Genomic DNA, 18,563 nt, shown 5'->3' with positions numbered 1-18,563 from the left:
CTCACCGCGTATGCCCTGAACCCATCCGCCCACTCGCGTGCAGGAGAACGGCCATGAGCACTGTGATCGACCATGGTCATGCCGACCATGCCCACGGACCCGCCAAGGGCCTGATGCGTTGGGTGCTGACCACCAACCACAAAGATATCGGCACGATGTACCTGTGGTTCGCCTTCACCATGTTCCTGCTTGGCGGGTCGTTCGCCATGGTCATCCGTGCCGAGCTGTTCCAGCCGGGCCTGCAGATCGTGCAACCGGCGTTCTTCAACCAGATGACCACCATGCATGGTCTGATCATGGTGTTCGGCGCGGTGATGCCGGCCTTCGTCGGCCTGGCCAACTGGATGATCCCGCTGATGATCGGCGCGCCGGACATGGCCTTGCCGCGCATGAACAACTTCAGCTTCTGGCTGCTGCCGGCCGCGTTCCTGCTGCTGGTATCGACGCTGTTCACCCCGGGCGGCGGGCCGAATTTCGGCTGGACCTTCTACGCGCCGCTCTCCACCACCTATGCGCCGGAAAGCGTGACGTTCTTCATTTTTGCCATTCACTTGATGGGCATCAGTTCGATCATGGGCGCGATCAACGTGGTCGCCACCATCCTCAACCTGCGTGCGCCTGGCATGACCCTGATGAAGATGCCGCTGTTTGTCTGGACTTGGCTGATCACCGCGTTCCTGCTGATCGCGGTAATGCCGGTGCTGGCCGGCTGCGTGACCATGATGCTGATGGACATCCACTTCGGCACCAGCTTCTTCAGTGCGGCGGGTGGCGGTGATCCCGTGTTGTTCCAGCACGTGTTCTGGTTCTTCGGCCACCCCGAGGTGTACATCATGATTCTGCCGGCCTTCGGTGCCGTCAGCTCGATCATCCCGACCTTCTCGCGCAAGCCATTGTTTGGCTACACCTCGATGGTCTATGCCACGGCGAGCATCGCGTTTCTGTCGTTCATCGTATGGGCGCACCACATGTTCGTGGTGGGTATTCCGTTGGTGGGCGAGCTGTTCTTCATGTACGCCACGCTGCTGATCGCCGTGCCGACGGGGGTGAAGGTCTTCAATTGGGTCAGCACCATGTGGCAAGGCTCGCTAACCTTCGAGACGCCAATGTTGTTTGCCGTGGCCTTCGTGATTCTGTTCACCATTGGCGGCTTCTCCGGGCTGATGTTGGCGATTGCGCCAGCGGACTTCCAGTACCACGACACCTACTTCGTGGTGGCGCACTTCCATTACGTACTGGTGCCCGGCGCGATCTTCGGCATCTTCGCCTCGGCCTACTACTGGCTGCCGAAATGGACCGGCCACATGTACGACGAAACCCTGGGCAAGCTGCACTTCTGGCTGTCCTTCATCGGGATGAACATGGCGTTCTTCCCGATGCATTTCGTGGGGCTGGCCGGCATGCCGCGCCGGGTGCCGGACTACAACCTGCAATTCGCCGACTTCAACATGGTTTCGTCCATTGGCGCCTTCATGTTCGGTGCCACACAAATCTTCTTCCTGTTCATCGTGATCAAGTGCATCCGTGGCGGCCCGCCTGCGCCAGCCAAGCCGTGGGACGGTGCCGAGGGCTTGGAATGGAGCATCCCCTCGCCTGCGCCGTATCACACCTTCACCACGCCTCCGGAGGTCAAATGAACACCCGGCTGCGCTGTGAACACCGTCAATGTGGGAGGGGGCTTGCCCCCGATGGCGGTGTGCCAGTCGACATCATTATTGGCGGTGATATCGCTATCGGGGGCAAGCCCCCTCCCACATTGACCGAGTTCGGCTCAGGTGGTCGTCATGGCTGAGTCCGTACCGATCAAGCGCCTGGTTACCCGCCTGTTGATCCTGGTGGTGGCGATGTTCGCCTTCGGTTTCGCTCTGGTGCCGATCTATGACGTGATGTGCAAGGCCTTCGGCATCAACGGCAAGACTGCCGGGCAGTACGAGGGGGAGCAGGTGGTAGACCCGACGCGCCAGGTGCGCGTGCAGTTCCTGTCCACCAACGCTATCGATATGGTCTGGGAGTTTCACTCCAAGGCTGACGAAGTGGTGGTCAACCCAGGCGCCGTCACCGAGATGCTGTTCGTGGCCTACAACCCCACCGACAAAGCCATGACCGCCCAGGCGGTGCCGAGCATTTCGCCGGCCGAAGCGGCGATGTATTTCCACAAGACCGAATGCTTTTGCTTCACCCAGCAAGTGCTCCAGCCAGGTCAGCGTATCGAGATGCCGGTGCGTTTCATCGTCGACCGGGCGATGCCCAAGGATGTGAAACATTTGACCCTGGCGTACACGCTGTTTGACATCACTGCGCGCCAACCGCCGGTGGCCGTCCATACCGGCGGCTAGCTACTGTTTGCCCCCTCAATCAGGAGAGCGAATACATGTCGTCTCATGATACGTACTACGTACCAGCACAAAGCAAATGGCCCATAATTGCCACGTTTGGCATGTTGATCACGGTGTACGGCCTTGGCGTGTGGTTCAACGACTTGAAGGCGGCGCGCCCGGAGTCCCATGGCCCGTGGATCTTTTTCGTCGGCGGCCTGCTGCTGGCCTACATGCTGTTCGGCTGGTTCGGCGCAGTGATCAAGGAAAGCCGCGCCGGGTTGTACAGCCCGCAGATGGACCGCTCGTTTCGCTGGGGCATGACCTGGTTCATCTTTTCCGAGGTGATGTTCTTCATTGCCTTCTTTGGTGCGCTGTTTTATGTGCGGCACATGTCTGGTCCATGGCTGGGGGGTGAGGGTCATAAAGGCATCGCGCACATGCTGTGGCCGAATTTCGAATTCACCTGGCCGCTGCTCAATAACCCAGACCCGAAACTCTTTCCCCCGCCAGAAGGCACTATCAGCCCGTGGGGCTTGCCACTGGTCAACACGATCCTGCTGGTCAGCTCCAGCGTGACTATCACCATCGCCCACCATGCGTTGCGCAAGGGGCATCGCGGTGCGCTGAAAATCTGGCTGGCGCTCACCGTTCTACTGGGGTGGGCATTCCTGGGCTTCCAGGCCGAGGAGTACATGCACGCCTATAAAGAGCTGGGCCTGACCCTCGGCTCGGGCGTGTACGGCGCAACCTTCTTCATGCTGACGGGTTTTCATGGCGCCCACGTGACCATCGGCACCATCATTTTGTTCGTGATGCTGATGCGCATCCTGCGTGGGCATTTCAATGCCGAGCACCAGTTCGGCTTCGAGGCGGCCAGTTGGTATTGGCACTTTGTGGATGTGGTGTGGATCGGCCTGTTTTTCTTCGTTTATGTGCTGTGAGGCGGCTTACCACGGTGCATGAGAGACCAACTGGCCGCTGAAAAAGCCCCAGGCGATCAAGCCTACGGTGATCGCGGCCAGTACGACGCGCACGGTCAAGGCAGTGACGAGGCGGTTGGAGTTGCCCTCGTCCTTGACCAGGAAGAACAAGCCGCTGAACAGGCTCACGACAGTCGCGATCAGCATCAGGGCAATGGCTGCTTTGAGCATGGTCAGGTTCCATTCGGATGGGTGGGCAATGAAAAGGCGGGCAATGAAAACAAGTATAGCCAGCGCCATAAAAGGCTTTCGTCCAGGGCTCGCACCCACGTTGGTGGTGCTGGTGCTGCTGCCGCTGATGGTGGGCCTGGGTTTCTGGCAGTTGGCTCGCGGCCATGAAAAACAGCTGCTGGTGGACAGTTATGTCGAGCGACGCATGGCCGATCCGATCAGCAGCGTGCAACTCAATGACATGGCAGACCCAGCCTTTCGCCGCGTGCATCTGCGGGGTCAGTTCGACGCCGAGCACAGCGTGCTGCTCGACAACCGTATGCGTGACGGCCGCGCAGGTGTGGAGCTATTGCAACCGTTTCATGATCAGGCCAGTGGCCTTTGGCTGCTGCTCAATCGCGGTTGGCTGCCCTGGCCGGACCGGCGTACGCCACCGAGCTTCAGCACGCCTGAACAACCTTTGAACCTAGACGCCTGGGTGTACGTCGCTCCCGGCGAGACCTTCCAATTGCATGCCGACCCGGCCACCACACAATGGCCGCGTCTGCTCACCGCCCTGCACCCCGCCGCCCTGTGGGCGGAGTTGGGTCGCAGCGGTTTTGCCTACGAGCTGCGTGCCGAGCCTGGTCCTGGTACGTACGACACCACCTGGGCGGTGGTCGCCATGGGCCCGGAAAAACACTTGGGGTACGCCGTGCAGTGGTTCGCCATGGCGCTGGCGTTGCTGGCGCTTTACCTCTACCTCGGATGGCACAACAAAAAGGAGAAGTCCCATGGGAGCGGCCATGAATCCACTCAACATGTCTGAGGTGCCCGACCGGCGTAAAGGTCGCTGGCAGCTGATGTTGATCCTGATGATGGTGATCGGCCCGATGGCGTTGGCCACGTTCATGTACAAGTTGCAGTTCTGGGTGCCGGACAGTCGCAGTTATCACGGTGAAATGATCGGCAACGGTCAGACCCGCGCCGACATCGGCGTACAAGCGGACGAAGACCGTTGGCAACTGTTGGTCACTGCGCCCACCGCCTGCGCCGCCGATTGCCAGCAACTGGTGTACCTGGCGCGCCAGCTGCAAATCAGCCTGGGCCGGGATGCTTCCCGGGCCAGCCACGCCCTGGCCAGTGCCCAGCCGCTGAGTGCCGACTACGAGGCCAAGCTCAAGGCCGAGTACCCGCAGCTGCAACGCTACGCGCTGGACTTGTCGACCTTCACCAAAGATGCCGCCGTACCGGGCGATGCACAACTGTGGATCGTCGACCCCCACGGCAACCTGGTGTTGCGCTACGACGCCAAGGTCAAGGGCAAGGACCTGCTCAACGACCTGCGCCTGCTGCTGAAACTGTCCAACATCGGATAAGGGCATCGTCATGGCCAAACCTGGATTTCGCCTCGCGTTGTTTGCCACCTTGCTGGCGCTGCTGGTCGTGCTGCTGGGCGCCTACACCCGCCTGACCCACGCCGGGCTAGGCTGCCCGGACTGGCCCGGTTGCTATGGCTTTATCAGCGTGCCCAAGACCGAAGCCCAGTTGGCCCACGCCGAGTTGCATTTCCCCGACACGCCGGTGGAGGCCGGCAAGGGTTGGGCTGAGATGACTCATCGCTACTTTGCCGGCACTTTAGGTTTGCTGATCGTGCTGCTGGCGGCGCGGTCATGGAGCCATCGACGTGATCCCGGCCAACCGGTGAAGTTGCCGCTGTTCATACTGGCGGTGGTGTTTGCCCAGGCGGCCTTTGGTATGTGGACGGTGACGTTGAAGCTGTGGCCGCAAGTGGTCACGAGCCATCTGCTGGGTGGTTTTGCGACCTTGAGTCTGTTGTTTCTGCTAACGCTGCGCCTGTCCGGCGTGCTGCCCGCATTGATCGTGCCGAAGCGCCTGCAGTATTGGGCGACGGCGGGGTTGGTGCTGGTGATCGGGCAGATCGTCCTGGGTGGCTGGGTCAGTTCCAATTATGCGGCGGTGGCCTGTATCGACCTGCCGACGTGCCACGGTCAGTGGTGGCCGGCGGCGGACTTTGCCAACGGTTTCCACCTGACCCAGCACATCGGCCCCAATTACCTGGGCGGGCAGCTCGATAGTGATGCGCGCACGGCCATCCACCTGACCCACCGAATCGGCGCAATCATCGTCACGCTGGTGCTGCTGGGCCTGGCTTGGCAACTGCGTGCCGTGGGGATGACCCGGTTGGCGGGTTTGCTGCTGATCGCTTTGGCGGCGCAAATCAGCCTGGGCCTGAGCAACGTGTATTTTCACCTGCCGTTGCCGGTGGCCGTCGCGCATAACGCGGGTGGCGCAGCGTTGCTTCTGACGCTGGTGCTGGTCAATTACCACGCGCGTACCAGCTTGGTCCGGGTACGTAATCAGCTACCGTTCGGGTGGCGCTTCATTCCACGCAAGCACGTATCGGGCCTCATTACCCTTAAAGGAGAAATGCCATGGCGACCTTGATCGGCGCACGCCGCGATCAGGCGATCTGGCGTGACTACTTGGAGCTGACCAAGCCGAAAGTGGTGGTGCTGATGCTCATCACTTCCCTGGTGGGCATGTTCCTCGCCACTCGCGCGGGTGTGCCGTGGACGGTGCTGGTGTTCGGCAACCTGGGTATTGCCTTGTGTGCGGGTGGTGCGGCGGCGGTCAACCATGTGGTGGATCGGCGGATCGATGCGGTGATGGCGCGTACCCACAAACGACCATTGGCCGAGGGGCGCGTGTCGCCTGCTGCTGCGCTGGCTTTTGCCTTGTTTCTGGCGGTTGCGGGCCTGACCCTGTTGCTGGCGTTCACCAATCCTCTGGCGGCCTGGCTGACGCTGGCTTCGTTGCTCGGCTATGCGGTGATCTATACCGGCTTTCTCAAGCGTGCGACGCCGCAGAACATCGTCATCGGAGGCCTGGCCGGCGCGGCTCCGCCGTTGCTGGGTTGGGTCGCGGTCACCGGCCATGTCAGTGCCGAGCCGTTGCTGCTGATGCTGATTATTTTCGCCTGGACCCCGCCCCACTTCTGGGCGTTGGCCATCCATCGCAAGGAAGAATACGCCAAGGCCGATATTCCGATGCTGCCGGTCACCCACGGTGAGCACTACACCAAGGTGCATATCCTGCTCTACACCTTCGCCCTGCTGGCGGTGAGCCTGATGCCTTATGTGATTCATATGAGCGGGCTGCTGTACCTGGCCTGTGCGCTGGTATTGGGCGGACGCTTTCTGCAATGGGCCTGGGTGCTGTACCGTGGCAGCAAGCCGCACGCGGCGATCAACACCTTCAAGTACTCTATTGGGTACCTGCTGCTGTTGTTTATCGCCCTGCTCGTCGACCACTACCTATTGTTGAACCTATGACTCGAACTCAAAAAACCGTCTTTATCCTGGTGGCCATCGTCGCGTTGATCATGGGCCTGACCGTCAACAAAGTGCTGAACAGCAAAGGCCAGGGCGACCCTACCGCGCTGATTGACGCCGGCATCATCCTGCTGCCGCAAAGCCGCCAGTTGCCGTCGGTGACCATGACCAACCAGGATGGCCAGCCCGTGGTGGTCAATGAGCTCAAGGGCAAGTGGAGCCTGCTGTTCTTCGGCTACACCTTCTGCCCGGACATCTGCCCCACCACCCTTGCCCAGCTGCGTCAGATCAAGAGCGAGTTGCCCAAAGATGTTGTGGATAAGTTGCAGGTGATTCTGGTCAGCGTCGACCCGAACCGCGACACGCCCGCCCAGCTCAAGCAGTACCTGGGCTACTTCGACCCGCAATTCGAGGGGCTGACCGGCGCGAATGTGGAGGAGGTGCAGAAAGTGTCGAATGCGGTGAGCATTCCGTTCATTCCGGCGGATACCACCAAGCCGAACTACACCGTCGACCACAGCGGCAACCTGGCAGTGATCGGGCCGGATGGTACTCAGCGTGGGTTTATTCGGGCGCCGTTGAATAACCAGAAGCTAATCGCGCAACTGCCTGGCCTGTTGCAGCGTAAGTAACTGCAAACACAGAACGAAATGTGGGAGCGGGCTTGCCCGCGAAAGCGGTGTATCAGTCACGAATGTATCGACTGACTCTCTGCATTCGCGGGCAAGCCCGCTCCCACATTTTTTGATCTCCAGTGTTTAGGATATCGAGTTGGATCAGAACGCCGGCTTGATCGCGCCTTTGTACTTCTCTTCGATGAATTTCTTCACTTCAGGCGTGTGCAGTGCTGCAACCAGCTTCTTCACGGCGTCCGAATCCTTGTTGTCTTCGCGAGTGACCAGGATGTTCACGTAAGGCGAGTCATTGCCCTCGATCACCAGTGCGTCCTTGGATGGGTCTAGCTTGGCTTCCAGGGCGTAGTTGGTATTGATCAGCGCTAGGTCGACCTGGGTCAGCACGCGTGGCAGGGTGGCGGCTTCCAGTTCGCGGAACTTCAGGTTTTTCGGGTTGCCGCTGATGTCTTTGATGGTCGACAGGATGTTGGTCGGGTCCTTCAGGGTGATCAGGTTGTGCTTGGCTAGCAGCAGCAGTGCACGGCCACCGTTGGTGGCGTCGTTCGGGATCACCACGTTGGCGCCGTTCGGCAGGTCTTCCAGCTTTTTGTACTTGCTGGAGTAGGCGCCCAGGGGTTCCAGGTGCACGGCGCCGACGCTCACCAGGTGAGTGCCCTTGGCCTTGTTGAACTCATCCAGGTACGGCTGGTGTTGGAAGAAGTTGGCGTCAAGGCGCTTTTCAGACACCTGCACGTTTGGCTGCACGTAGTCGGTGAAGACTTTGACCTGCAGGTCCACGCCTTCTTTGGCCAGGGCCGGCTTCACGAATTCGAGGATTTCCGCGTGGGGCACCGGCGATGCGGCGACCGTGATGGTCTCGGCGTGGGCGGAAAAGGCGGCAACGGCGGCGAAAGCAACCAGTAGTTTTTTCATCCAGCAAGCTCCTTGTTCGGGCAAGTGCCGGCGGGGGCCGGCCATGGCCGTTATTTTCGAGAAAAGTGCACCACCAGCTTGTCGCCGACGGTTTGCAGAATTTGCACCAGGATCAGCAGCATCACCACGGTGACCACCATCACATCAGTCTGGAAACGCTGGTAACCGAAACGGATCGCCAGGTCACCCAGGCCACCGGCACCGACCACACCGGCCATGGCCGTGTAGGAAACCAGTGTAATCGCCGTCACCGTAATCGCCGCAAAAATGCCGGGGCGCGCTTCGGGCAGCAAGGCGTTGGTGATGATCTGGCGTGTACTGGCGCCCATGGATTGGGTGGCCTCGATGATGCCGCGGTCCACTTCACGCAGGGCGGTTTCCACCAGTCGCGCAAAGAATGGCGTCGCGCCCACGACCAGCGGCGGAATTGCGCCCGCCACGCCCAGCGAAGTGCCGGTGATCAGGACAGTGAACGGGATCATCACGATCAACAGAATAATGAACGGCAGCGAGCGCAGGATGTTCACGATCAGCGACAGCAGCGCGTACAGGCCTTTCTGTTCGAACAGTTGGCGCGGGCTGGTCAGGAACAACAGCACGCCCAGCGGCAAGCCGAGCACCACGGTGAAGAACAGCGAGCCGAACAGCATGGTCATGGTGTCGCCGGTGGCGAGCCAGATTTCGGACCAGTCGATATTGGCGAAGAAACTCAACAGGACGTCCATTAGCGCAGGATCTCCATGTGGACGTCAGCGGCGGTGAAGCGCGCAAACGCGGCTTCCATGTCGCCACCGGTGACGGCGAGGGTCAATTGCCCGTAAGGGATGTCTTTGATGCGGTCGATACGACCGGCGAGGATGCTGTAGTCCACACCCGTTTCGCGGGCGACGGTGCCCAGCAGCGGCGCGTAGGTCGCATCGCCCTGGAACGTCAGGCGCACGATGCGGCCTGGGACGTGGGCGAAGTCGTCGCGTTGCTCGTTTTCGTCGACCTGCTCGGACTCTTGCACGAAGCGCTTAGTGGTCGGGTGCTTGGGGTGCAGGAACACATCGGCCACCGAGCCTTGCTCGACGATCACACCGGCATCCATCACGGCCACCTGGTCGCAGACGCGACGGATCACGTCCATTTCATGGGTGATCAGCACAATGGTCAGTTTCAGCTCGCGGTTGATCTCGGCCAGCAACTGCAGGACCGAGGCAGTGGTTTGTGGGTCGAGGGCGCTGGTGGCCTCGTCGCACAGCAGGATTTTCGGCTTGGTCGCCAAGGCGCGGGCGATGCCGACGCGCTGCTTCTGGCCGCCGGACAACTGCGCCGGGTACTTCTTGGCGTGGTCCGACAAGCCAACGCGGGCGAGCAGCTCGGCCACGCGCAGGTCGATGTCCTTGCGTGACAATTCGCCGGCCAGGGTCAACGGCAGTGCGACGTTGTCGGCGACGGTCTTGGAGGCCAGCAGGTTGAAGTGCTGGAAGATCATCCCGACTTGCTGTCGGAAACGGCGCAGGCCGTTGGCATCCAGGGCGGTGACTTCTTCGCCGTCGACATTGATCTGGCCGCCGCTCGGTTCTTCGAGGCGGTTGATCAGGCGCAGCAGTGTGCTTTTGCCCGCACCGGAGTGGCCAATCAGGCCGAACACCTGGCCGTTTTCGACGCGCAGGCTGGTGGGGTGCAGGGCGGGGATTTCCTTACCGGCGACGCGGTAGGTTTTATGGACGTTATGAAACTCGATCACGTAGCGAACCTTGTGGGGCGCATGAAAGGGGGATCAGCGGTTAGCCGGGCGCGCATTTTAGCCTGTCCGTATAGTGTTTCTTAGCATTTATTTCGCATTCAACCAGTGATTTGGCAATAACGCGATCAAAGGTCATAAAAACGGAACGGTGCAAAATCTCACCCGTGACTACTCAAGCAGCTTAATGTCCTCGGGGGCTGATGAAGGCCATTGCTGGAGCTTGAAGTGGGTGCGGGGTTGATCGTCGGTGCGGATGCCAAGGCGATTCTGGCTTAAGTGGTCTGCTGTTTGTTAGATCGCTATCGGGAGCAAGCCCCCTCCCACACTTGAATGTATTCACAATTCAAATGTGGGAGGGGGCTTGCTCCCGATGCTTTTTGCTTTTACTGCGTCTTGCGCGGAATCAGCACAACCTGCGCCGGAATGTTCTTCAGAATCTGCCGGTGAATCTTCAGGTCATACCCCGAATCAATTCGCTTCACCCGTTTGGTCAGCAATGTGGCCAGCCATGGGTAATCCTGGGTGCGTGGCGCCTGGATGCTGACGTCGCACTGGTAATTCACCACATCGGTGGCGATCGCATCCAGTTGATGGCGAAGTTCTTCAATATCGGTGAGGTTCAGCGCCACGGTGGTGCTTTCTGCGGCCGGGTCGATGACCTTGGCGGCAGGCTTGGCTTCGGCGGCTTTCAGGGCGGCTTCGGCTTTATCCAATTCTGCTTTGCGAGCGTGGCTGATGGCGCTGTTGACGCCGCCGGTCAGCGCTGGCGCCTTGGGCATCAGCGCACGGGCACGGCTCAGGGCGGTGGCGGCGGCGTTAACGTCACCCTTTTGCAGCACGATCTGGCTGCGCTGCAGGTAGGCTTCAGCCAGTTGGCGCTGGTAAGTTTCCAGCGCCGGGTCGTTGGGCGACTGGGCCTGCAATGCGGCCAGTTGGTCTTCGGCGGTGGCCAGCTCACTGCTGGCCAGGTTTTGCTCCAGCTGCGCGATGGCCGCAGCACGCGCGTCCGGGGCTTCGGGAGCGGCGGGCGGTGTGCTTTGGCAGGCACCCAGCAGCAGGGAAAATGCGGCAAGGAGCAGATAACGGGCGTTGAACGGCTTCATTCCTGCGACTCTCTAATTGCGCAAAAAGCGAGCAAGTCTACACCCCTCGACGGGGCAGGACAAAACTCAGCAGAAACAGGGCGGCCGCCGTTACCACAATCGACGGCCCGGCCGGCGTGTCCTTGAACCAGGACAGCGCCAGGCCCCCGCACACTGCCAGCATCCCCAGCAGGCTGGCGCCGATGGCCATCTGCTCGGGGGAGCGGGCATGGCGCTGGGCGGCGGCGGCCGGAATGATCAGCAGCGACGTGATCAACAATACGCCGACTATCTTCATCGCGACAGCAATCACCACCGCGATCAGCAGCATCAGGGCCATACGCAGCGCCGGCACGGGCAAGCCCTCCACCGTGGCCAGCTCTTCATGCACGGTGATCGCCAGCAACGGGCGCCACAGGGTCACCAGCAAAACCAGCACGGCGGCGCTACCGCCGAGTATCCACGCCAGATCGCCAGGGCTGATCGCCAGCAAATCGCCGAACAGATAGGCCATCAGGTCGATGCGCACTTCATGCATGAAGCTCAGCACCACCAGGCCCAGGGACAAGGTACTCGGCGCCAGGATGCCCAGCAGCGTGTCGGAGGCCAGCGGCTGACGCTGTTGCAGGGTCACCAGCAGCACCGCCAGCAGCAGGCAGCCCACGGTAACGGCGATAGTTGGGCTCACATCCAGCAAAAAACCCAGGGCCACGCCCAGCAACGCGGCGTGGGACAAGGTGTCGCCGAAATAGGCCATGCGTCGCCAAACCACGAACGAGCCCAAGGGGCCCGCTACCAACGCCAAAGCCAAGCCTGCCAGCAGGGCGTAGAGCAGAAAATCAGCCATGCTTGCAGCTATCTCCATGAACGTGGGTGTGAGGTGCGGTGGGATCGTCGACCACGGCGCCATGCAGGTCATGGGCGTGGTCGTGATGGTGGTGGTAGATCGCCAGGCTCTGGGCGTTCTTGCCGAACAACTCGACGAACGCCGGGTCGCCACTGACCTGCTCCGGATGACCGGAGCAGCACACATGGCGATTCAGGCAGACGACCTGGTCGGTGGTACTCATCACCAGGTGCAAATCGTGGGACACCATCAACACACCGCAGCCGTGGCGGTCGCGCAGGCGGGTGATCAGGCTGTACAGCTCGGCCTGGCCGGCGACGTCGACGCCCTGCACGGGTTCATCCAATACCAGCAACTCGGGCTCGCGCAACAGGGCGCGGGCCAGCAACACGCGCTGCATTTCGCCGCCGGAGATGCTTTGCACCGGGCTGTCGATCACCTGCTCGGCGCCGACTTCCTTGAGCGCAGCCTGGGCGCGGGCACGGTCGACACCGGGCACCAGGCGCAGAAAACGCAGTACGGACAGCGGCAACGTCGGGTCCACATGCAACTTTTGCGGCATATAGCCCACGCGCAGCTTGGGCTTGCGCCACACCGTGCCGCTGTCGGGCTTGAGCAAGCCAAGGACAGCACGCACCAGGGTGGTCTTGCCGGCGCCGTTAGGGCCGATCAGGGTGACGATCTGCCCGGGCTCGACGCTCAGGGCGATGTTATCCAGCACGTTTTGCCCGGCGAACGTGACCCCGACCTGCTCCAGGCGGATTAACGCGTTGCTCATCAGGCCCCCTGGCAACCGGAGCAGAGCCCGACCACTTCCACCGTTTGCCCTTCGACTTTGAAGCCGACGTCGGCGGAGCTTTTGATGATGGCGTCGCTGATGCTTTTCTGTTCAAGCTCAATGGCGGCGTGGCATTCGCGGCAGATCAGGAACTGGCCCTGATGCGCGTGCTCCGGGTGGCTGCAGCCGACAAAGGCGTTGAGCGAGGCAATGCGATGCACCAAGCCGTTTTCCAGCAGGAAATCCAGCGCGCGGTACACCGTAGGCGGCGCGGCGCGGCGGCCGTCCTGCTCGCTGAGCACGCCGAGAATGTCGTAGGCGCCCAGCGGTTTGTGGCTCTGCCACACCAGTTCCAGCACGCGACGACGCAAGGCGGTCAGGCGCAGGCCCTTCTGTGTGCACAGCGTGTCGGCTTCCGACAGTGCGGTGTGCACGCAGTGAGAGTGGTCGTGGGGACGGCTGGCAAGCGGTGTTTTAGGCATGAGCGGCGACAGACATTTGATAGAGACGTTATTATGTTACCCGTTCCTACGCCATTGAGTGGTCATCGTGTCCCGACTTTTTCCCGTTTTTGTCGTATTTGTCACCAGTTTGTTCATTGCCGGGGCCGCTCAGGCTGAGGTCAAGGTGCTGACCAGCATCAAACCATTGCAGTTGATCGCCGCCGCGGTACAGGACGGCGTGGCGATTCCAGAGGTGTTGCTACCGCCCGGCGCATCGCCACACAACTACGCCTTGCGCCCATCCGACGTACGGCGCGTGCAGTCGGTGGACCTGCTGTACTGGATTGGCCCGGACATGGAGAGCTTCCTGCCGCGCGTGCTCAAGGGGCGCAGCCTGCCGACCGTGGCCGTACAGGATCTTCCAGGTATGAAACTGCGTCGTTTCGCCGAAGATAGCCACTCTCATGCCGACGAAGCCGACGAACATGACCACGATCACCGTCCAGGCAGCCTGGATGCGCACTTGTGGCTGTCGACGGTTAACGCTCGCGTGATCGCGGCGCGCATGGCCTCAGACCTCAGCGCTGCCGACCCGGCCAATGCCGCGCGCTATCAAAGCAACGTGAAATCCTTCGATGAGCGTCTGGATGCGTTGGATACGCGGTTGAAGGCGCGTCTGGCGTCAATCGGCGACAAACCTTACTTCGTGTTCCATGAGGCCTTTGATTACTTCGAAGATGCCTATGGGCTCAAGCACACGGGTGTATTCAGTGTCGCCGCCGAAGTGCAGCCGGGCGCCCAGCACGTAGCGGCGATGCGTACGCGCTTGCAGGAAGTGGGCAAGACATGTGTGTTCAGTGAGCCGCCGCTGCGTCCGCGCTTGGCGGAGACGCTGGTGGCTGGCTTGCCGGTGAAGCTGGCGGAGTTGGATGCGTTGGGCGGCTACACACCGGCAACCACCCAGGGTTATGAGCAGGTGCTGGAGAAGTTGGGTAACGATTTGGCGGGTTGCCTGGAATCACTCTGACCTGTGGGAGCTGGCTTGCCTGCGATAGCTGTGTGTCAGTCGACATCGTTATCGCAGGCAAGCCAGCTCCCACATTTTTTTGACCGAGTGGGTCCTTTAAAGGGCGAACGGCAGTTGGATCGTGACCTGCTGGCGCTGCGCCAAACGGTGCTCGAACTCGGCGGGGTCATGGATCAACACGTCCTGCCCGGCAAACGACTCGGCGGCGATCAGGCGTGACAGCCAGAATCGCACACAGGCCACGCGCAGCATGGTCGGCCACAGCTCGGCTTCCTTGGCGGTGAACGGCCGCAGGCTCGCATAGGCACCCAGCAACGCGCGGGCGCGCTGGCCATCGATCACGCCATCGGCATCCGAACACCAGTCATTCAGGGCGATCGCCACGTCGTATAGCATCGGGCCGGAGCAGGCGTTGTAGAAGTCGATCAGGCCGGTCAGGTGCGTGCCTTCGAACATCGCGTTGTCGCGGAACAGGTCGGCATGCACGTTGGCGCGTGGCAGGGCGAGTATCTGGGCCTTGTGGGCTTCGATCTCGGTCAATGCATCTTGCAGCAAGCGTTGCTGCGCATCGTTCAAGTGCGAAATCAACTGCGCACCTTCACTGAGCATCCAGTCCAGCCCGCGATCGGTCTTGCGTTCCAGGACTTTTTCGCCTTGGGTGGCCAAGTGCAGATGGCCCAGCAGGTCGCCGACCTGGGCGCAATGCTGGGCGTTGGCATCCTTGATGTGCTTGCCGGCCAGGCGCGGCTGCAGCAGCGCCGGTTTGCCTTTGAGCTCGCGCAAGGCCACGCCGTCGGTGGTACGCAGGGCGTAAGGCACCGGCAGGTCGGCATCATGGAGCACGTCGAGCAGTTCGATGAAGAACGGCATTTCCGCGACCGGGCCGCGTTCAACCAGGGTCAGGACGAACTCGCCCTGTTCCAGGCTGATAAAGAAATTGGTGTTTTCACTACCTGCGGCAATCCCCTGGAAATCAAGCAGGCGGCCGAGCCCGTAAGGGGCGAGAAAGGTTTCCAGCTCGGGCCGAGCCAGGGGGGTAAACACAGACATGGTTAAAACTGCCAGTACGGGCGCCGCAACGGGCGGCGCCAATTGAAGTTAAGAAGTCATTTCCATTCGAAGATCTTCCATGACGGGATCAGCATATCCGGCTGGTCGGAACGGATGAAGTTCGCATCGGTTCCGTCCGCCCGCACTAGAAAATACGGCGGCGCACCCTTCGGCGTTACCTTGATTGCGTACAGGAAGCCGTTTTGGCGGTATTCCTGGATGGTTTTATCACCTTCGGTGCGGATCGTAACTTCCGGGTCCGCCGTAGGCGCGCTGTCGGCTGCCGTGGCGGCCAATGGCAAGAATGCAATCAAGCCGGTCAACAACAGGCTATTTACTGTACGCATGATAACCTTGTCCCTTTGTCGTCATTGGTCCGGCTATTCTAGCGCCTGACCCGCCGAAAAGGTTGATCCTGCTCATGAGCCAAGCCCCCCTCGTCCTGGTGGACGGTTCTTCTTATCTGTATCGCGCCTTTCATGCGCTGCCACCGCTCACCACCTCCAAAGGCCTGCCGACCGGTGCGGTCAAGGGCGTGTTGAACATGCTCAAAAGCCTGCGCAAGCAGTACCCGGACAGTCCGTTCGCCGTGGTATTCGATGCCAAGGGTGGGACCTTTCGCGACGACATGTACGCCGAATACAAGGCCAATCGCCCGAGCATGCCCGATGACATGCGCCTGCAGATCGAGCCGCTGCACCAGAGCGTCATCGCGCTGGGCTTCCCGCTGCTGTGCGTCGAAGGCGTCGAGGCCGATGATGTAATCGGCACCCTGGCCCGCAGCAGCGCAGCCGCCAAACGACCGGTGGTGATTTCCACCGGCGACAAAGACATGGCGCAGTTGGTCGACGGGCACATTACCTTGGTCAACACCATGACCGGTAGTTCGATGGACATCGAGGGCGTAAAGGAGAAATTTGGCGTCGCTCCGGAGCAGATCATCGACTATCTGGCGTTGATGGGCGACTCATCCGACAACATCCCGGGCGTTCCGGGTATTGGTCCGAAGACCGCTTCCGGCTTGCTGGTGGGCGTGAATGGTGGGATCAAAGAGCTTTATGAGCAGTTGGATATCGTGCCGACGCTGCCTATCCGAGGCGCCAAGACGCTGCCGGCGAAGCTGGAAGAGCATCGGGAGAGTGCATTTCTTTCTTACCAATTGGCGACGATCAAGTGCGATGTACCGCTGGATGTCGGCCTGGATGACCTGCACCTGATTGAGCCGGACCGCGAGAAGCTGTTGGAGCTGTACACGCTGCTGGAGTTCAAGAGTTGGATTGATGAGGTCCAGCGCGATGCCAAGCGGGTAGAGCTCAAGACGGCATCTGTTGTTGAGGAAGTCGTTGAGGCGGTGGCGCCGACAGAGGCGAGCTACACCACCATCCTCGACCAGGCGACCTTTGATACCTGGCTGAAAAAACTCAACGATGCGAAGTTGATTGCCTTCGACACCGAAACCACTGGAATCGACGCCCAACAGGCGCAGTTGGTCGGTGTTTCCTTCGCCGTCCAGCCTCACGAAGCGGCCTACATCCCGCTGACCCATTCCTACATCGGTGCGCCGGAGCAGCTGGACCGCGACACCGTGCTGCTGGCCCTCAAACCGCTGTTGGAAGATCCGACCAAGCTCAAGGTCGGCCAGCACGCCAAGTTCGACATGAACATCCTGGCCAACTGCGCCATCGGTGGCGACCCTGCACAGGGCATCACCGTGCGCGGCATCGCCTTCGACACCATGCTCGAGTCCTATGTGCTGAACTCCACGGCAACGCGCCACGACATGGACAGCCTGGCCAAGAAGTACCTGAACTATGACACTGTTGCCTTCCAGGACATTGCCGGCAAAGGCGCCAAGCAGCTGACGTTCGACCAGATCGCGCTGGAACAGGCTGGCCCGTATGCGGCGGAAGACGCCGATATTACCTTGCGCCTGCATCAGGAGCTGTTTGCGCAACTTTCAGCCGTCCCGACTCTGGCGAGTGTGCTCACGGATATCGAAATTCCGTTGGTGCCGGTATTGGCCCGTATCGAGCGCCAGGGGGCGCTGGTCGACAAGGATCTGCTGGGCATCCAGAGCATCGAACTGGGCAACAAGATGGTTGAGCTGGAGCGCCAGGCGTTTGAGATCGCCGGTGAAGAGTTCAACCTGGGTTCGCCCAAGCAACTCGGGGCGATTCTCTACGAGAAGCTGGGCCTGCCCGTTCTGAAAAAGACCGGCAAGGGCCAGGCCTCCACCGCTGAGGAAGTGCTGGCCAAGCTGGCCGAAGACGACTTCCTGTTGCCCAAGGTGCTGATGCAGTACCGCAGCATGAGCAAGCTCAAAAGCACTTACACCGACCGCCTGCCGGAGCAGATCAACCCGCGCACTGGGCGCATTCACACGTCTTACCATCAGGCGGTGGCGGCGACCGGGCGCTTGTCTTCCAGTGACCCGAACCTGCAGAACATCCCGGTACGCACCGCCGAAGGGCGGCGGATTCGCCAGGCATTTGTCGCGCCCAAGGGCTACAAGCTGCTGGCGGCGGACTATTCGCAGATCGAACTGCGGATCATGGCGCACCTGTCCAAGGACGAAGGCCTGATGAATGCCTTCCGCAACAACCTGGATGTGCACACGGCCACGGCGGCCGAGGTGTTCAAGGTTGAGTTGGCTGAGGTCACGTCCAATCAGCGTCGGAGTGCCAAGGCGATCAACTTTGGCCTGATCTACGGCATGGGCGCGCAGAAGCTCGGCAAGGACATCGGCGTTGATACCAAGACCGCCAAGGCCTACATCGATGTGTACTTCGCACGTTACCCGGGCGTTCGCGAGTATATGGAGCGCACCCGTGCCCAGGCTGCCGATCAAGGTTATGTGGAAACCTTCTTCGGGCGCCGGCTGTATTTGCCCGATATCAACTCCAATAAACCTCAGGATCGCGCGGCCGCTGAACGCACAGCGATCAACGCGCCGATGCAGGGCACGGCGGCAGATATCATCAAGAAGGCCATGGTGCTGGTGGATAACTGGTTGGCCGAGTCGGGCCTGGACGCCAAGGTTATCCTGCAGGTGCACGACGAATTGGTGCTTGAGGTGCGTGAAGACCTAGTGGCGCAAGTCAGCGAGAAGATCCGCGAACACATGAGCGCGGCGGCCCGGTTGGATGTGCCGTTGGTGGTGGATGTGGGCGTGGGCGACAACTGGGATGAGGCGCACTGACTTTCGCGGCTCTGCCATCACCGAGGGTGATGGCAGAGCGCTTTAGATCAGAAA

General features: G+C 60.9%; 20 protein-coding genes. 10 read left to right on the top strand and 10 right to left on the bottom strand.

Translation table 11 applies throughout. The annotated features are described in order from the left end of the window. Nucleotides 1-53 precede the first annotated feature (53 nt). The 3 genes from ctaD to AC07V4_RS00265 all read left to right on the top strand — a co-directional run bounded on the left by ctaD (nucleotide 54) and on the right by AC07V4_RS00265 (nucleotide 3,259). Nucleotides 54-1,637, top strand: coding sequence for a cytochrome c oxidase subunit I (ctaD, locus tag AC07V4_RS00275; RefSeq protein ID WP_431750855.1), 1,584 nt, complete (start codon nucleotides 54-56; stop codon nucleotides 1,635-1,637). A gap of 147 nt (nucleotides 1,638-1,784) precedes the next feature. Then, entirely contained in the window at nucleotides 1,785-2,336 is a 552-nt protein-coding gene (locus tag AC07V4_RS00270) for a cytochrome c oxidase assembly protein (RefSeq protein ID WP_492635244.1), read from the top strand. A gap of 35 nt (nucleotides 2,337-2,371) precedes the next feature. Further along, nucleotides 2,372-3,259 (top strand): cytochrome c oxidase subunit 3, encoded by an 888-nt coding sequence (locus tag AC07V4_RS00265; protein WP_492635245.1) that lies wholly within the window; start codon nucleotides 2,372-2,374, stop codon nucleotides 3,257-3,259. Nucleotides 3,260-3,265: 6 nt separating this feature from the next. On the opposite strand, the gene AC07V4_RS00260 is transcribed toward AC07V4_RS00265, so the two are convergent. After that, nucleotides 3,266-3,469 (bottom strand): twin transmembrane helix small protein, encoded by a 204-nt coding sequence (locus tag AC07V4_RS00260; RefSeq protein ID WP_016969525.1) that lies wholly within the window; start codon nucleotides 3,467-3,469, stop codon nucleotides 3,266-3,268. A gap of 43 nt (nucleotides 3,470-3,512) precedes the next feature. Between AC07V4_RS00260 and AC07V4_RS00255 the strand changes: the two genes are divergently transcribed. The 5 genes from AC07V4_RS00255 to AC07V4_RS00235 are packed head-to-tail and all read left to right on the top strand — an operon-like array spanning nucleotide 3,513 to nucleotide 7,436. After that, nucleotides 3,513-4,277, top strand: coding sequence for an SURF1 family protein (locus AC07V4_RS00255; protein ID WP_492635246.1), 765 nt, complete (start codon nucleotides 3,513-3,515; stop codon nucleotides 4,275-4,277). After that, nucleotides 4,243-4,827, top strand: a complete 585-nt coding sequence (locus AC07V4_RS00250) for a PA_0111/PP_0108 family redox-active disulfide protein (RefSeq protein ID WP_492635247.1) — start codon at nucleotides 4,243-4,245, stop codon at nucleotides 4,825-4,827. The genes AC07V4_RS00255 and AC07V4_RS00250 overlap by 35 nt, the downstream gene beginning before the upstream one ends. Nucleotides 4,828-4,837: 10 nt before the next feature. Continuing rightward, complete coding sequence (locus AC07V4_RS00245; protein ID WP_492635248.1) at nucleotides 4,838-5,917, top strand: COX15/CtaA family protein; 1,080 nt, start codon at nucleotides 4,838-4,840, stop codon at nucleotides 5,915-5,917. Beyond that, nucleotides 5,905-6,804 carry a heme o synthase gene (cyoE, locus tag AC07V4_RS00240; protein WP_431750849.1) on the top strand — a complete coding sequence of 300 codons (900 nt, stop codon included), beginning with the start codon at nucleotides 5,905-5,907 and terminating at the stop codon, nucleotides 6,802-6,804. The genes AC07V4_RS00245 and cyoE overlap by 13 nt, the downstream gene beginning before the upstream one ends. Continuing rightward, nucleotides 6,801-7,436, top strand: a complete 636-nt coding sequence (locus AC07V4_RS00235) for an SCO family protein (protein ID WP_492635249.1) — start codon at nucleotides 6,801-6,803, stop codon at nucleotides 7,434-7,436. The genes cyoE and AC07V4_RS00235 overlap by 4 nt, the downstream gene beginning before the upstream one ends. A 144-nt stretch (nucleotides 7,437-7,580) precedes the next feature. On the opposite strand, the gene AC07V4_RS00230 is transcribed toward AC07V4_RS00235, so the two are convergent. The 7 genes from AC07V4_RS00230 to AC07V4_RS00200 all read right to left on the bottom strand — a co-directional run bounded on the left by AC07V4_RS00230 (nucleotide 7,581) and on the right by AC07V4_RS00200 (nucleotide 13,272). Next, complete coding sequence (locus tag AC07V4_RS00230; protein ID WP_492635250.1) at nucleotides 7,581-8,351, bottom strand: MetQ/NlpA family ABC transporter substrate-binding protein; 771 nt, start codon at nucleotides 8,349-8,351, stop codon at nucleotides 7,581-7,583. Between the two features lie 50 nt (nucleotides 8,352-8,401). Next, nucleotides 8,402-9,076: a methionine ABC transporter permease gene (locus tag AC07V4_RS00225; RefSeq protein WP_010207814.1), complete on the bottom strand. Its 675-nt coding sequence runs from the start codon at nucleotides 9,074-9,076 to the stop codon at nucleotides 8,402-8,404. Then, the gene (locus tag AC07V4_RS00220) at nucleotides 9,076-10,083 is read right to left on the bottom strand and encodes a methionine ABC transporter ATP-binding protein (protein ID WP_492635251.1); all 1,008 of its coding nucleotides are present in this window, start codon (nucleotides 10,081-10,083) and stop codon (nucleotides 9,076-9,078) included. The genes AC07V4_RS00225 and AC07V4_RS00220 overlap by 1 nt, the downstream gene beginning before the upstream one ends. A gap of 383 nt (nucleotides 10,084-10,466) precedes the next feature. Next, entirely contained in the window at nucleotides 10,467-11,186 is a 720-nt protein-coding gene (locus AC07V4_RS00215) for a PA5502 family lipoprotein (protein ID WP_492635252.1), read from the bottom strand. A gap of 37 nt (nucleotides 11,187-11,223) precedes the next feature. Beyond that, nucleotides 11,224-12,012, bottom strand: a complete 789-nt coding sequence (gene znuB, locus AC07V4_RS00210; RefSeq protein ID WP_492635253.1) for a zinc ABC transporter permease subunit ZnuB — start codon at nucleotides 12,010-12,012, stop codon at nucleotides 11,224-11,226. Continuing rightward, nucleotides 12,005-12,790, bottom strand: coding sequence for a zinc ABC transporter ATP-binding protein ZnuC (gene znuC / locus AC07V4_RS00205; RefSeq protein WP_492635254.1), 786 nt, complete (start codon nucleotides 12,788-12,790; stop codon nucleotides 12,005-12,007). The genes znuB and znuC overlap by 8 nt, the downstream gene beginning before the upstream one ends. Further along, entirely contained in the window at nucleotides 12,790-13,272 is a 483-nt protein-coding gene (locus AC07V4_RS00200) for a Fur family transcriptional regulator (protein ID WP_431749640.1), read from the bottom strand. The genes znuC and AC07V4_RS00200 overlap by 1 nt, the downstream gene beginning before the upstream one ends. A 58-nt stretch (nucleotides 13,273-13,330) precedes the next feature. On the opposite strand from AC07V4_RS00200, the gene AC07V4_RS00195 reads away from it, so the two are divergent. Further along, nucleotides 13,331-14,260, top strand: coding sequence for a zinc ABC transporter substrate-binding protein (locus tag AC07V4_RS00195; RefSeq protein WP_492635255.1), 930 nt, complete (start codon nucleotides 13,331-13,333; stop codon nucleotides 14,258-14,260). 96 nt (nucleotides 14,261-14,356) lie between these two features. Here AC07V4_RS00195 and AC07V4_RS00190 read toward each other — a convergent pair whose 3' ends face one another. Next, on the bottom strand, nucleotides 14,357-15,310 hold the full coding sequence (locus AC07V4_RS00190; protein WP_492635256.1) for a homoserine kinase: 954 nt from the start codon (nucleotides 15,308-15,310) through the stop codon (nucleotides 14,357-14,359). 56 nt (nucleotides 15,311-15,366) lie between these two features. Continuing rightward, nucleotides 15,367-15,657, bottom strand: a complete 291-nt coding sequence (locus tag AC07V4_RS00185; protein WP_431749643.1) for a DUF2782 domain-containing protein — start codon at nucleotides 15,655-15,657, stop codon at nucleotides 15,367-15,369. 74 nt (nucleotides 15,658-15,731) lie between these two features. Between AC07V4_RS00185 and polA the strand changes: the two genes are divergently transcribed. After that, complete coding sequence (gene polA, locus AC07V4_RS00180; protein ID WP_492635257.1) at nucleotides 15,732-18,509, top strand: DNA polymerase I; 2,778 nt, start codon at nucleotides 15,732-15,734, stop codon at nucleotides 18,507-18,509. Nucleotides 18,510-18,563 lie beyond the last annotated feature (54 nt).

It is taken from the genome of Pseudomonas sp. GW821-FHT03A09 (genome assembly GCF_059421065.1).
Note: the sequence above shows the minus strand (reverse complement) of the source record. Positions and strands in the feature narration are given on the sequence as shown.

What these genes read in the sequence shown, in the direction of transcription:
- ctaD (WP_431750855.1), top strand. Translation starts at nt 54, where the DNA reads ATGAGCACTGTGATCGACCATGGTCATGCCGACCATGCCCACGGACCC.
- AC07V4_RS00270 (WP_492635244.1), top strand. Translation starts at nt 1,785, where the DNA reads ATGGCTGAGTCCGTACCGATCAAGCGCCTGGTTACCCGCCTGTTGATC.
- AC07V4_RS00265 (WP_492635245.1), top strand. Translation starts at nt 2,372, where the DNA reads ATGTCGTCTCATGATACGTACTACGTACCAGCACAAAGCAAATGGCCC.
- AC07V4_RS00260 (WP_016969525.1), bottom strand. Translation starts at nt 3,469, where the DNA reads ATGCTCAAAGCAGCCATTGCCCTGATGCTGATCGCGACTGTCGTGAGC.
- AC07V4_RS00255 (WP_492635246.1), top strand. Translation starts at nt 3,513, where the DNA reads ATGAAAACAAGTATAGCCAGCGCCATAAAAGGCTTTCGTCCAGGGCTC.
- AC07V4_RS00250 (WP_492635247.1), top strand. Translation starts at nt 4,243, where the DNA reads ATGGGAGCGGCCATGAATCCACTCAACATGTCTGAGGTGCCCGACCGG.
- AC07V4_RS00245 (WP_492635248.1), top strand. Translation starts at nt 4,838, where the DNA reads ATGGCCAAACCTGGATTTCGCCTCGCGTTGTTTGCCACCTTGCTGGCG.
- cyoE (WP_431750849.1), top strand. Translation starts at nt 5,905, where the DNA reads ATGGCGACCTTGATCGGCGCACGCCGCGATCAGGCGATCTGGCGTGAC.
- AC07V4_RS00235 (WP_492635249.1), top strand. Translation starts at nt 6,801, where the DNA reads ATGACTCGAACTCAAAAAACCGTCTTTATCCTGGTGGCCATCGTCGCG.
- AC07V4_RS00230 (WP_492635250.1), bottom strand. Translation starts at nt 8,351, where the DNA reads ATGAAAAAACTACTGGTTGCTTTCGCCGCCGTTGCCGCCTTTTCCGCC.
- AC07V4_RS00225 (WP_010207814.1), bottom strand. Translation starts at nt 9,076, where the DNA reads ATGGACGTCCTGTTGAGTTTCTTCGCCAATATCGACTGGTCCGAAATC.
- AC07V4_RS00215 (WP_492635252.1), bottom strand. Translation starts at nt 11,186, where the DNA reads ATGAAGCCGTTCAACGCCCGTTATCTGCTCCTTGCCGCATTTTCCCTG.
- znuB (WP_492635253.1), bottom strand. Translation starts at nt 12,012, where the DNA reads ATGGCTGATTTTCTGCTCTACGCCCTGCTGGCAGGCTTGGCTTTGGCG.
- znuC (WP_492635254.1), bottom strand. Translation starts at nt 12,790, where the DNA reads ATGAGCAACGCGTTAATCCGCCTGGAGCAGGTCGGGGTCACGTTCGCC.
- AC07V4_RS00200 (WP_431749640.1), bottom strand. Translation starts at nt 13,272, where the DNA reads ATGCCTAAAACACCGCTTGCCAGCCGTCCCCACGACCACTCTCACTGC.
- AC07V4_RS00190 (WP_492635256.1), bottom strand. Translation starts at nt 15,310, where the DNA reads ATGTCTGTGTTTACCCCCCTGGCTCGGCCCGAGCTGGAAACCTTTCTC.
- AC07V4_RS00185 (WP_431749643.1), bottom strand. Translation starts at nt 15,657, where the DNA reads ATGCGTACAGTAAATAGCCTGTTGTTGACCGGCTTGATTGCATTCTTG.
- polA (WP_492635257.1), top strand. Translation starts at nt 15,732, where the DNA reads ATGAGCCAAGCCCCCCTCGTCCTGGTGGACGGTTCTTCTTATCTGTAT.